This window comes from Salmonella enterica subsp. arizonae, assembly GCF_008692845.1.
In the GTDB taxonomy this organism is placed as follows: Bacteria; Pseudomonadota; Gammaproteobacteria; order Enterobacterales; family Enterobacteriaceae; genus Salmonella; species Salmonella arizonae.
Map to the genome: position 1 here is coordinate 14,622 of NZ_VXJW01000007.1, position 12,485 is coordinate 27,106.

9 protein-coding genes and 1 pseudogene are annotated in these 12,485 nt (G+C 54.3%); 6 read left to right on the forward strand and 4 right to left on the reverse strand.

Annotation, left to right across the window (positions count from 1 at the left end; genetic code table 11):
- The first annotated feature begins 103 nt into the window (after window positions 1–103).
- The 3 genes and pseudogenes from F4V61_RS14115 (at window position 104) to F4V61_RS14125 (ending at window position 4,266) form a co-directional block, all read left to right on the forward strand.
- Window positions 104–774, forward strand: a pseudogene (locus F4V61_RS14115) (glutathione S-transferase family protein).
- A 346-nt stretch (window positions 775–1,120) separates the two neighbouring features.
- Window positions 1,121–2,470, forward strand: a complete 1,350-nt coding sequence (gene ghxP / locus F4V61_RS14120; RefSeq protein ID WP_000106909.1) for a guanine/hypoxanthine transporter GhxP — start codon at window positions 1,121–1,123, stop codon at window positions 2,468–2,470.
- A gap of 149 nt (window positions 2,471–2,619) precedes the next feature.
- Complete coding sequence (locus tag F4V61_RS14125) at window positions 2,620–4,266, forward strand: Na+/H+ antiporter (RefSeq protein WP_000402187.1); 1,647 nt, start codon at window positions 2,620–2,622, stop codon at window positions 4,264–4,266.
- A gap of 46 nt (window positions 4,267–4,312) precedes the next feature.
- Here F4V61_RS14125 and F4V61_RS14130 read toward each other — a convergent pair whose 3' ends face one another.
- Complete coding sequence (locus F4V61_RS14130; protein WP_038397180.1) at window positions 4,313–5,197, reverse strand: LysR family transcriptional regulator; 885 nt, start codon at window positions 5,195–5,197, stop codon at window positions 4,313–4,315.
- A gap of 103 nt (window positions 5,198–5,300) precedes the next feature.
- On the opposite strand from F4V61_RS14130, the gene F4V61_RS14135 reads away from it, so the two are divergent.
- Both F4V61_RS14135 and F4V61_RS14140 read left to right on the forward strand, forming a co-directional pair.
- Window positions 5,301–5,711, forward strand: a complete 411-nt coding sequence (locus F4V61_RS14135) for a CidA/LrgA family protein (RefSeq protein WP_079828025.1) — start codon at window positions 5,301–5,303, stop codon at window positions 5,709–5,711.
- On the forward strand, window positions 5,704–6,393 hold the full coding sequence (locus F4V61_RS14140) for an LrgB family protein (RefSeq protein WP_079827946.1): 690 nt from the start codon (window positions 5,704–5,706) through the stop codon (window positions 6,391–6,393). Before F4V61_RS14135 ends, F4V61_RS14140 begins: the two co-directional genes overlap by 8 nt.
- A 38-nt stretch (window positions 6,394–6,431) precedes the next feature.
- Here F4V61_RS14140 and actP read toward each other — a convergent pair whose 3' ends face one another.
- The 3 genes from actP to acs form a co-directional block, all read right to left on the reverse strand.
- Window positions 6,432–8,081: a cation/acetate symporter ActP gene (gene actP, locus F4V61_RS14145; protein ID WP_038397177.1), complete on the reverse strand. Its 1,650-nt coding sequence runs from the start codon at window positions 8,079–8,081 to the stop codon at window positions 6,432–6,434.
- On the reverse strand, window positions 8,078–8,392 hold the full coding sequence (locus F4V61_RS14150) for a DUF485 domain-containing protein (protein WP_038397176.1): 315 nt from the start codon (window positions 8,390–8,392) through the stop codon (window positions 8,078–8,080). Before F4V61_RS14150 ends, actP begins: the two co-directional genes overlap by 4 nt.
- 240 nt (window positions 8,393–8,632) lie before the next feature.
- Window positions 8,633–10,591 carry an acetate--CoA ligase gene (acs, locus tag F4V61_RS14155; RefSeq protein ID WP_079827948.1) on the reverse strand — a complete coding sequence of 653 codons (1,959 nt, stop codon included), beginning with the start codon at window positions 10,589–10,591 and terminating at the stop codon, window positions 8,633–8,635.
- A 431-nt stretch (window positions 10,592–11,022) separates the two neighbouring features.
- Here acs and nrfA point away from each other — a divergent pair, with 431 nt between their 5' ends.
- The gene (gene nrfA / locus F4V61_RS14160; RefSeq protein ID WP_079827950.1) at window positions 11,023–12,459 is read left to right on the forward strand and encodes an ammonia-forming nitrite reductase cytochrome c552 subunit; all 1,437 of its coding nucleotides are present in this window, start codon (window positions 11,023–11,025) and stop codon (window positions 12,457–12,459) included.
- Window positions 12,460–12,485 lie beyond the last annotated feature (26 nt).

Genomic DNA, 12,485 nt, shown 5'->3' on the forward strand with positions numbered 1-12,485 from the left:
CGGCGCCCTGTTCACCAGCGAAATGCTGAATTTTTAGCCGAAATTTTTACGGCAACTGCCATAATTTTCTATAGTTAGTTGGCATACCTTACAGGAGACACTCATGCTGACGGTGCATCATTTAAATCAGTCTCGCTCGCAACGCATTCTCTGGGCGCTGGAAGAGCTGGCGTTGCCTTACCAGATTGTGCGCTAGCAGCGTGAAAAGACGATGCTGGCGCCGCCTGAATTGAAAAAAGTGCATCCGCTGGGCAAGTCGTCGGTTATCGAAGAACACGGTATGATTATTGCGGAGTCGGGCGTCATCCTGGAATATTTGCAGGAAACTTACGACGGTATCGGGCGCTTTAAGCCTGCGAATGCGCAGAGAAAACAACATTATCGATTCTGGCTACATTACGCTGAGGGGTCGCTAATGCCATTGCTACTGATGAAGCTGCTCTTTACCTCGTTTTGGGTAAGCCGCCGGTGCCGTTAGGCCTGCGAACGTTGGGCGGCGTCATCGGCAAGGGCGTGCAAAAAGCGTACATCAATCCGCAACTAGAAATCCATGCGCGTTTTATTGCCGGGCATCTGGCAAATCACCCCTGGTTCGTCGGGGAGCAGTTAAGTATGGCGGATATTCAGATGAGTTTCCCGCTGTTTGCGCTGCTTGCCCAAGGCGGGATCGCTAATCTCGACCATATCGGCGCATGGAAAGCGCGGGTAGAAAGGCGTCCTGCCCGGCAGCGAGCGATTCAGCAGGGCGGTCCGTTTGCTATCCCCGGTGAATAATGACGTTTTTGTGAGCCGTTTGCGCAACAAATTTGCTAACAATGATGCGAAAAATTGTTGCCGGATTGCGCAGTGACGATAACGTTTGCGCATCGTCTGGCGATTTATTGAGCATAATAAAAAGAAAAGCATAAAAAGCGGCAAAGTTCAGTTGAAAAAGCGTTTACGATCGCTGGATAATCGTTTGCTTTTTTTTGCCACCCGTTTTGTATGCGTGGAGCTAAACGTTTGCTTTTTTGCTGCGCCCCGGTTGTCGTAAACGTAGCATAAGGAGATAACGTTGCGCTGTTAGTGGATTATCTCCCACGCATACCGACGAAAAATAAATTCTCAGGGGATGTTTTCTATGTCTACGCCTTCAGCGCGTACCGGCGGTTCACTCGACGCCTGGTTTAAAATTTCACAACGCGGGAGCACCGTTCGTCAGGAAGTCGTTGCTGGCTTAACGACGTTCCTCGCGATGGTTTACTCCGTCATCGTGGTGCCGGGGATGCTGGGTAAAGCCGGGTTCCCGCCTGCCGCCGTTTTTGTGGCGACCTGCCTGGTCGCAGGCGTCGGCTCTATTGTTATGGGGCTATGGGCGAATCTGCCGCTGGCTATCGGTTGCGCTATCTCGCTGACGGCGTTCACCGCGTTTAGCCTGGTATTGGGGCAGCAGATTAGCGTTCCGGTCGCGCTTGGCGCCGTATTCCTGATGGGCGTGCTGTTTACCATTATCTCTGCCACCGGCATTCGTAGCTGGATTTTGCGTAATTTGCCGCAGGGCGTGGCCCACGGAACAGGTATCGGGATTGGCCTGTTTTTACTGCTGATCGCCGCCAACGGCGTGGGCCTGGTCATTAAAAACCCGCTGGATGGCCTGCCGGTCGCGTTGGGCGATTTCGACACCTTCCCGGTGATCATGTCGTTAGTGGGGCTGGCCGTTATTCTCGGTCTGGAAAAACTGAAAGTCCCCGGCGGCATTCTGTTGACCATTATTGGCATTTCTATTGTGGGTTTGCTCTTCGATCCTGGCGTCCATTTTTCCGGCATTTTCGCCATGCCTTCGTTGAGCGATGAAAACGGCAACTCGCTGATCGGCAGCCTGGATATTATGGGCGCGTTAAACCCTGTCGTCCTGCCAAGCGTACTGGCGCTGGTGATGACGGCGGTATTTGATGCGACCGGGACGATCCGTGCGGTCGCAGGGCAGGCTAATCTGCTGGACAAAGACGGACAAATTATCGATGGCGGTAAAGCGCTAACCACCGACTCCCTGAGTAGCGTTTTCTCCGGCCTGGTCGGGGCGGCGCCAGCCGCGGTGTATATTGAGTCTGCGGCCGGTACGGCGGCGGGCGGCAAAACGGGCCTGACGGCGATTACCGTGGGCGTGCTGTTTTTACTGATCCTGTTTCTTTCGCCGCTCTCTTATCTCGTTCCCGTCTATGCAACCGCCCCGGCGCTCATGTATGTCGGTCTGCTGATGCTGAGCAACGTGGCGAAAATCGATTTTGCTGATTTCGTCGATGCGATGGCGGGGCTGGTGACAGCCGTATTTATTGTACTGACCTGTAACATTGTCACCGGGATTATGATCGGCTTTGCCACGCTGGTCGTCGGGCGTGTGGTTTCCGGCGAATGGCGTAAACTGAATATCGGGACTGTCGTCATTGCGGTCGCGCTGGTCGCTTTTTATGCTGGCGGCTGGGCTATCTAGTTCTACCTTCGTTCTGAAAAACGGGTGGCGTTGGCCGCCCGTTTTCATTTTCAGGACACATCACGTTACCTTTTGCGTTAATCTGAAGAAGGTGAAACCGAGGCATGATGCCTCTCTCCATCATAAAAAACATCGCAAACAGGGAACGCATGGAAATTTTCTTTACAATACTCATCATGACCCTTGTGGTCTCGCTGTCGGGGGTATTTACGCGTGTATTACCCTTCCAGCTTCCTTTACCCCTTATGCAGATCGCCGCTGGCGCGCTGTTGGCGTGGCCGACGTTTGGTTTGCATGTGGAATTCGACCCGGAGCTCTTCCTCGTGCTGTTTATTCCGCCTCTGCTGTTTGCGGATGGCTGGAAAACGCCGACCCGTGAATTTCTTGAACATGGACGAGAGATTTTCGGCCTGGCGCTGGCGCTGGTGCTGGTGACGGTCGTTGGGATTGGATTCCTCATTTATTGGCTGGTGCCTGGCATTCCGCTGATCCCCGCTTTTGCGCTGGCCGCCGTGCTGTCGCCGACCGATGCGGTGGCGCTCTCCGGTATTGTGGGCGAGGGGCGTATCCCGAAAAAAATCATGGGCATCCTGCAGGGAGAGGCGTTAATGAACGACGCCTCCGGTCTGGTATCGCTGAAATTCGCCGTGGCGGTTGCGATGGGGACAATGGTGTTTACCGTCGGCGGCGCGACGCTGGAATTTTTTAAGGTCGCTATCGGCGGTATTCTGGCGGGTTTTGTGGTCAGTTGGCTGTATGGCCGATCCTTACGTTTTTTGAGCCGCTGGGGCGGCGATGAGCCCGCGACGCAAATCGTCTTGCTGTTTCTGCTGCCCTTCGCGTCTTATTTGATTGCCGAGCATGTTGGCTTATCAGGCATCCTGGCCGCGGTTGCCGCTGGGATGACCATCACCCGTTCCGGCGTCATGCGCCGCGCGCCGTTGGCAATGCGTTTGCGTGCTAACAGTACCTGGGCGATGCTGGAGTTTGTCTTCAACGGCATGGTCTTTCTGCTGTTGGGACTGCAATTGCCGGGTATTCTGGAATCTTCGCTGGCGGCGGCGGAAGCTGACCCGAATGTCGAAACCTGGATGCTCTTTACCGATATCGTGCTGATTTATGCGGCATTAATGCTGGTTCGCTTCGGCTGGCTGTGGACCATGAAAAAGTTCAGCCTGCGCTTTTTGAAGAAGAAACCGATGGAGTTTGCCACCTGGACGTCGCGTGAAATTCTGATTGCTTCCTTCGCTGGCGTTCGTGGGGCGATCACATTGGCTGGTGTGCTCTCTATACCGTTACTTTTACCGAATGGCAGTGGGTTTCCGGCGCGTTATGAACTGGTATTCCTGGCGGCTGGTGTCATTTTGTTCTCGTTATTTGTCGGTGTCGTCATGTTGCCGCTGTTGCTGCAACACCTGGAAGTCGCCGATCATGCGCAACAGTTGAAAGAGGAACGTATCGCTCGCGCGGCGACGGCGGAAGCGGCGATTGTTACCATTCAAAAAATGGAGGAGCGTCTGGCGGCGGATACCGAAGAAAACATAGATAATCAACTGCTTACCGAAGTAAGCTCTCGCGTCATTGGTAACTTACGTCGCCGGGCCGATGGGCGAAACGATGTCGAAAGCTCCATACAGGAAGAAAATCTGGAGCGGCGTTTCCGTCTTGCCGCGCTGCGTTCCGAACGCGCCGAGTTGTATCATCTGCGCGCCACGCGAGAAATCAGCAATGAAACATTGCAAAAGCTGCTGCATGACCTGGATTTGATGGAAGCGCTGCTGATAGAAAATCAATAGTCCTTGTGGCCCGGTGGCGCTATGCTTAGCGGGCCTGGGAGCACGACTATGATTTTAACCAAAACCCTTCGCAACAGGTTAACCATGCCCGGGCGCTGTGCGATAGATACACGCCCTCTCGCCAAATCATGCCCAACTGCCAGCGTAGAACGCTTTCCAGCGGCAGCCAGCGTAGCGTGGCCTTATCCAGGCGCTGACAAATCGGCTCCGGCAAAATGGCGATGCCGACGCCCGCTTGCACCATGGCGGCCAGAAAATCCCATTGCCCGCTTCGGACTGCAATCCGTGGTTTTACGTCATGCTGGCTAAATAAGGTCATCAACTGGCGGCTCAGGGCAAAGTCTTCGTTGTAGATAAGAAGAGGATGCTCCGCCAGAGCCTCAGGCGCGATGGCGTCGCACGTTGTCCACTGACCGGAGCGGGGGACCAGCACGCACAGCGGATGGCTGAACAGCGATAACGTCGACAGCCCGCTCGCTTCATCCACCGGAAGCGCGGTCATCGCGATATCCAGCTCGCCGTTCATTACCGCCTGCTGCACCGTCAGACCGCCAAACTCCGAAATTTTGAGTTCAACGCCAGGGTAGCGCTGGCGAAACAGACTGATTGGCCCGGCCATCAACATGCCGACCATTGGGGGAATACCAAGCCGCAGCAAACCCTTATTCAGATGGTTAATATCGCTCAGCTCGGCCTCTAACTGATGAAACTCAGCGAGGATCGCCAGGCCGCGTTCAAACACCACGCGTCCGGTATCGGTCAACAGCAACTTGCGTCCGTCGCGGATCAGTAGCGTACAGTTAAGCTCATCTTCAAGGTTTTTCAGCATTTTGCTGATGGTGGGCTGGGTGACAAATAATTTCTCCGCTGCGCGGGTGAAACTTTGCTGGCGCACCACCTCGACAAAATAACGCAGCGTTCTGATATCCATGATTATTCCTTCCAACTATGCCTGCAATGATTTTAATTCATTTCTGCCCGTGACGGAGGTTATCTATACTGGCGCTCCGTATTATTTTTCAGGACATTCCCTCATGGCTGTGGCGATAAGCCGCGTTACGCCTGCCGTTGTGCAACGACTCCAGGTACCGGTTCAGGTACTGCTATATGCAGGTTTATTCATTTTTTCCCAATATCTTGTCTCCTGGCTGCGCCTGCCGTTACCCGCGAATCTGGTCGGCATGGTGCTTATGCTGGCGCTGATCGTTTGCCGGATTATTCCGCTTAGCTGGGTGCGCGCAGGCGCGCGCTGGCTGCTGGCGGAGATGCTGTTATTTTTTGTTCCCGCTGTAGTGGCGGTAGTGAACTACACTCATCTGCTGCTGGCGGACGGCTGGCGCATCTTCTCGGTGATAGCGATAAGTACCCTTATGGTACTTGGCGCGACGGCGTGGGTGGTGGAGAAAGTGTATCGCTATGAGATGAGCAGGCTAAACCGTGAGTAACTTTCAGTTAAGCGTTCTGTGCCTGATTATTACGCTGGGGATTTACTCCGCTAATAAGCGCCTGTATCGCCGTTTTCGCAAACTACCGCTGATGCCGTTAGTGCTGACGCCTGCGCTGCTGGTGCTAATGCTGGTGTTCGGTCATATCTCCTGGCAAAACTACATTGGCGAATCGCACTGGTTGCTGTGGCTGCTCGGCCCGGCGACCATTGCTTTTGCGGTGCCGGTGTACGATAACCTCGCGATTATCAAACGCCACTGGATGTCGCTCACCGCTGGCGTGGTGACGGCGACGGTGGTGGCTGTCACCAGTTCCGTTTGGCTGGCGCGTTTGTTCACATTGTCGGATGAGATCCAGCGTAGTCTGGCGGTACGCTCCGTTACCACGCCGTTTGCGCTGGCGGCGGCAGAAGCCCTGGGCGGGCAGCCGGATCTGGTGGCGCTGTTCGTGGTCGTCACTGGCGTGTTCGGCATGGCGGTCGGCGACGCGCTGTTTTTGCGTCTCCCTATTCGGGAAGGCATGGCAAAAGGAGCGGGGTTCGGCGCGGCGTCACATGGGGCGGGCACGGCGCGTTCCTATGAGCTTGGTCAGCAGGAGGGCGTTGTCGCCAGTCTGGTCATGATGCTGTCCGGCGTGGTGATGGTTCTGGCAGCCCCTCTGGTGGCGATGGTGATGTTCTGATTTTCCTCCGACCCACAGGGCCGGAGGAAACGGTAAGATTAATGCGCGCGCCCTTGCTCTACGCCGAATCCTGTTTGGGAGCGGATAAACTGAGCGCGGAACTGCTCACGTTCACGGTTGCCTTCTGCCGAGTTATCGGTGGCCGAGAAAAACCAGATCCCGAGGAACGCCATGCTGATAGAGAACAGCGCCGGATACTCATACGGGAAGATCGCTTTTTCGTGGCCGAGGATCTGCACCCAAATGGTAGGTCCAAGAATCATCAGCACCACCGCTGTCAGTAAACCTAACCAGCCGCCCATCATCGCACCACGCGTGGTCAGCTTCGACCAGTACATGGAAAGCAGAATGATAGGGAAATTACAACTTGCGGCGATGGCAAACGCGAGGCCGACCATGAAGGCGATGTTTTGGTTCTCAAACAGTACGCCGAGAATAATGGCGATAACGCCCAGCACCAGTACGGTGATTTTCGATACCTTCAGTTCTTCGCGTTCGGTTGCGCCTTTGCGGAACACGTTGGCGTACAAATCATGCGATACCGCCGATGCCCCCGCCAGCGTCAGGCCGGCGACGACCGCCAGAATGGTGGCAAACGCCACTGCCGAAATAAAGCCGAGGAACAGGTTGCCGCCTACCGCGTTGGCCAGATGCACCGCCGCCATGTTATTGCCGCCAATCAGCGCGCCCGCGGCATCTTTATAGGCTGGATTCGCCCCTACCAGCATGATGGCGCCAAACCCGATAATAAAGGTCAGAATGTAGAAATAGCCCATAAAACCGGTGGCGTAGAACACGCTCTTGCGCGCTTCGCGGGCATCACTGACCGTAAAGAAACGCATCAAAATATGCGGCAATCCGGCGGTGCCGAACATGAGTCCCAGACCCAATGACAGCGCCGAAATCGGGTCTTGCACCAGTCCTCCCGGACTCATAATCGCCGCGCCTTTCGGGTGTACCGCCATGGCTTCGGTGAACAGGTTATTGAAGCTAAAGCCGACGTGTTTCATCACCATAAAGGCCATGAAACTGGCGCCAAACAGTAGCAGGACGGCTTTGATAATTTGCACCCACGTTGTCGCCAGCATCCCGCCGAACAGTACATACATCATCATCAGCACGCCGACCAGAACCACGGCAATGTGATAGTTCAGACCGAACAGCAGTTCAATCAGTTTACCGGCGCCGACCATTTGGGCGATGAGATAAAGCGCCACCACCACCAGTGATCCACAGGCTGAAAGAATGCGAATTGGCCCCTGTTTCAGGCGATAAGAGGCAACATCCGCAAAAGTATAACGTCCCAGATTACGCAGGCGCTCGGCAATCAAAAACAGGATGATTGGCCAGCCGACAAGGAAGCCCAGCGAATAGATCAGTCCGTCATAACCGGAGGTAAACACCAGCGCGGAAATGCCGAGAAATGACGCGGCGGACATATAGTCACCGGCAATCGCCAGGCCGTTCTGGAACCCGGTGATATTGCCGCCTGCGGTATAGTAGTCGCTACGGGAACGTACGCGTTTAGAGGCCCAGTAGGTAATACCGAGCGTAAACACGACGAAAATCAAAAACATGATAATCGCCTGCCAGTTGGTGGGCTGGCGTTCAACCGCGCCGCTGATGGCATCCGCCGCATGAGCGGCGAAGGGGAGTGCGGCGGCAAGCGCCGTCAGAACTCTCTTCATAATGCTTTCACCTCATGCAGTACGGCGTTATTAAGACGATCGAATTCGCCGTTCGCCCGCCAGATATAAATTCCGGTCAACACAAAAGAAATCACAATCACCCCGACACCAATGGGAATTCCTCGGGTGACGCGGGTTCCCGCATGTAGAGGCGTGCCCAGCCAGCCAGGCGCGAAGGCGATCAGTAAAATAAAGCTGATATAAACCGCCAGCATGATAACTGACAGAATCGTGGCAAACCGTTGCCGTTTTTCGACTAATTCCCTGAAACGCGCACTGTCTTCTATCCGCTGATAAATTTGGTCATTCATCACAGAGCTCTCCAGAGGTCCCCCTGCGTCTTTCGCGCTACAGGCGCGTTGGCCGCACTCGCGCACCCCAGTCACATAGTGAACTATGCTGCTGGGGATGTGCTCGCTTGCCGCCTTCCTGTAACACGAAATCCTTTGGGGGAGGGTTTTTTTATATTTCCCTCTCCCGGTTTGAGAGAGGGCAGGGGTAGGGTCGTAGGCCGGATAAAACGCTTTCGCGTTGCCATCCGGCATTTATGGTTATGACGGTATCGCGATGGCCTGCTTCTCTTCGAGCAGTTTCTCTACCACGCCAGGGTCGGCGAGGGTCGAGGTATCGCCCAGATTGCTGGTATCGCCCGCCGCGATTTTGCGCAAAATACGGCGCATAATTTTGCCGGAACGGGTTTTTGGCAGTGAGTCGGTCCAGTGCAGCACGTCCGGCGTCGCCAGCGGGCCAATCTCTTTACGTACCCAGTTGCGCACCTCCGCGTACAGTTCTGGCGACGGCTCCTCGCCGTGGTTGAGCGTCACATAAGCGTAAATCGCCTGACCTTTGATAGCGTGTGGAATACCCACCACCGCCGCTTCGGCGATCTTCGGATGCGCCACCAGCGCCGATTCGATTTCCGCCGTGCCCAGACGGTGGCCGGAGACGTTTAGTACGTCATCCACACGACCGGTGATCCAGTAGTAGCCATCTTCATCGCGGCGCGCGCCGTCGCCGCTGAAATACATATTTTTGAAGGTAGAGAAATAGGTCTGCTCAAAACGCTCATGATCGCCGAACAGAGTGCGCGCCTGGCCCGGCCAGGAATCAGTAATGACCAGATTGCCTTCCGTCGCGCCTTCTTGCGCATGGCCTTCGTTATCCACCAGCGCAGGCTGCACGCCAAAGAAAGGACGGGTGGCGGAACCGGCTTTCAGTTCGGTCGCGCCCGGTAGCGGCGTGATCATGAAACCGCCGGTTTCAGTCTGCCACCAGGTGTCGACGACCGGGCATTTTTCGTTGCCGATCTTCTTCCAGAACCATTCCCACGCTTCGGGGTTGATCGGTTCGCCGACGGAACCCAGAATGCGCAGTGAAGAACGGTCGGTGCCTTCAATGGCTTTATCGCCTTCCGCCATCAGCGCGCGGATTGCCGTCGGGGCGGTATAGAGAATGTTGACCTGGTGTTTGTCGACCACCTGGCACATGCGAGCGGGCGTCGGCCAATTCGGTACGCCTTCAAACATTAATGTGGTCGCGCCGCAGGCTAGCGGACCATACAACAGATAACTGTGCCCCGTCACCCAACCCACATCGGCGGTACACCAGTAAATATCGCCAGGGTGATAATCAAAGACATACTTAAAGGTGGTCGCGGCATAGACCAGATAGCCGCCGGTGGTGTGCAGCACGCCTTTCGGCTTGCCGGTGGAGCCGGAGGTATAAAGGATGAATAGCGGATCTTCGGCATTCATCGCTTCAGGCTGGTGTTCAGGGCTGGCTTTTTCAATCAGATCGCGCCACCACAGATCGCGGCCTTCTTGCCAGTCAATGTTGCCGCCGGTGCGCTTCAGGACGATTACATGCTTAACGCTGGTGACGTTCGGGTTTTTCAGCGCGTCATCGACATTCTTTTTCAGTGGGATGCTGCGTCCGGCGCGTATGCCTTCGTCGGCAGTGATCACCAGCCGCGAGTTGGAGTCGATAATGCGTCCGGCAACGGCTTCCGGCGAGAAACCGCCGAAGATCACTGAATGCACCGCGCCGATGCGGGCGCAGGCCAACATTGCCACCGCCGCTTCCGGCACCATCGGCATATAAATCGCTACCACGTCGCCTTTTTTAATGCCCAGATCCAGCAGCGTATTCGCGAAACGGCAGACATCGCGATGTAACTCGCGATAAGAGATATGTTTACTCTGCGACGCGTCGTCGCCTTCCCAGATAATGGCGGTGCGATCGCCATTTTCCTGTAAATGGCGGTCAAGGCAGTTTGCCGCCAGATTCAGCGTGCCGTCCTCGTACCATTTAATAGATACATTGCCTGGCGCAAAGGAGGTGTTTTTCACTTTTTGGTACGGCGTGATCCAGTCGAGAATTTTTCCCTGTTCGCCCCAGAACGTATCGGGATCGTTAATAGACTGTTGATATTTAGCCTCATACTGCTCTGGATTTATCAGGCAACGATCCGCAACATTGGCGGGAATAGCGTGTTTATGTGTTTGGCTCATGCTGTTGTTCTCCTTGTGTGATGTTAATAATATGTCGCATAAACGTTAAATGTAGGGTCTTAATAAGTTTTGTTTAGTATTTGGGCGACAGATCACGCAAAAAGGGAACTGTGCAAATAAGCAGCAATCTGTTTTTTGATTGTGTCCCGCAAAATTAAATAAATTATTGGGATAACATGACGTTATATGAATTTTTTTAAAAAAGTGATCCGTGTCCGGAAATCATAAAAGAGAAGAGGAGATATACAGGCTGCTAACTCTAAAGTGGTATTTTACATACACTTACAATTGATTAAAGACAACATTTTAAGTGTGGTTATTTGTTACACATACAGGGGAGCAATGTAATAACAGTATTTGTGCGGTTGCTGTTATGGAAAACGATAAAAAATCGCCATTGAAGATAGTGGCGCAATCTGGATGAGACCTCTATGGCAAGGAAAACATTACGCGCACGCCGTTTCTTCAGCCTTATATTTCCTTTTTTCTTTATGACCTCTGTTTACGCTGAGCAAACGTCCGTATCTGCAAAAACTGTTACTGTTGAAGCGAAAAATGAAACGTTCTCGCCTCAACACCCCGACCAATATCAGTCATGGAAAGCGACATCAGAACAGTCTGCCCGTGAAGATGCGCTGGCGGAAGACCCACGTCTGGTGATCCTGTGGGCGGGATATCCCTTCTCCCGTGATTACAACAAACCACGCGGTCACGCGTATGCGGTAACTGACGTGCGCGAAACGCTGCGTACCGGCGCGCCAAAAACGGCGGAAGAGGGCCCTCTGCCAATGGCGTGCTGGAGTTGTAAAAGCCCTGACGTCGCGCGCCTTATTCAGCAAGAGGGCGAAGATGGCTACTTTCATGGCAAATGGGCGCGCGGCGGCCCGGAAATTGTCAACGATTTGGGCTGCGCCGACTGCCATAACACCGCTTCGGACGATTTCGCCCAGGGAAAGCCTGCGTTAACTCTGTCGCGCCCCTATGCCGAACGGGCAATGGAGGCTATCGGCAAACCGTTTGATAAAGCGGGACGGTTTGATCAGCAATCGATGGTTTGCGGACAGTGCCACGTCGAGTACTACTTTGAGGGTAAAAATAAAGCCGTTAAATTCCCGTGGGACGAAGGTATGAAGGTCGAAAGTATGGAGAAATATTACGACGCTATCGCTTTCTCCGACTGGACAAACTCGCTGTCGAAAACGCCGATGCTCAAAGCGCAGCACCCGGAATATGAAACCTGGAGCGCGGGCATTCACGGTAAGAATAACGTGACCTGTATTGACTGCCACATGCCGAAAGTACAGAACGCCGACGGCAAGCTCTACACCGACCATAAAATCGGCAACCCGTTCGATAATTTCGCCCAGACCTGCGCTAACTGCCATACCCAGGATAAAACCACGCTGCAAAACGTGGTGGCGGAACGCAAGCAGGCGATTCACGATCTGAAAATCAAAGTAGAAGATCAACTGGTTCATGCCCATTTTGAGGCGAAAGCCGCGTGGGAGGCGGGGGCGACAGACGCGGAAATGAAACCGATTCTGAACGATATTCGCCACGCGCAGTGGCGTTGGGATCTGGCGATTGCGTCACACGGTATTCATATGCATGCCCCGGAGGAAGGTCTGCGGATGTTAGGCAGCGCGATGGATAAAGCCGCGGATGCCCGCACTAAACTGGCGCGACTGCTGGCGACCAAAGGCATTACCCATGAAATTCCGCTGCCGGATATTTCGACGAAAGAGAAGGCGCAGAAAGCGATTGGTTTGAATATGCAACAAATCAACGCCGAGAAGCAGGACTTCCTGAAAACGGTCGTACCGCAGTGGGAAGATCAGGCGCGTAAAAACAGTCTGTTAAGCCAATAACCCCATTCCGCCCCGTAAGGGGCGGA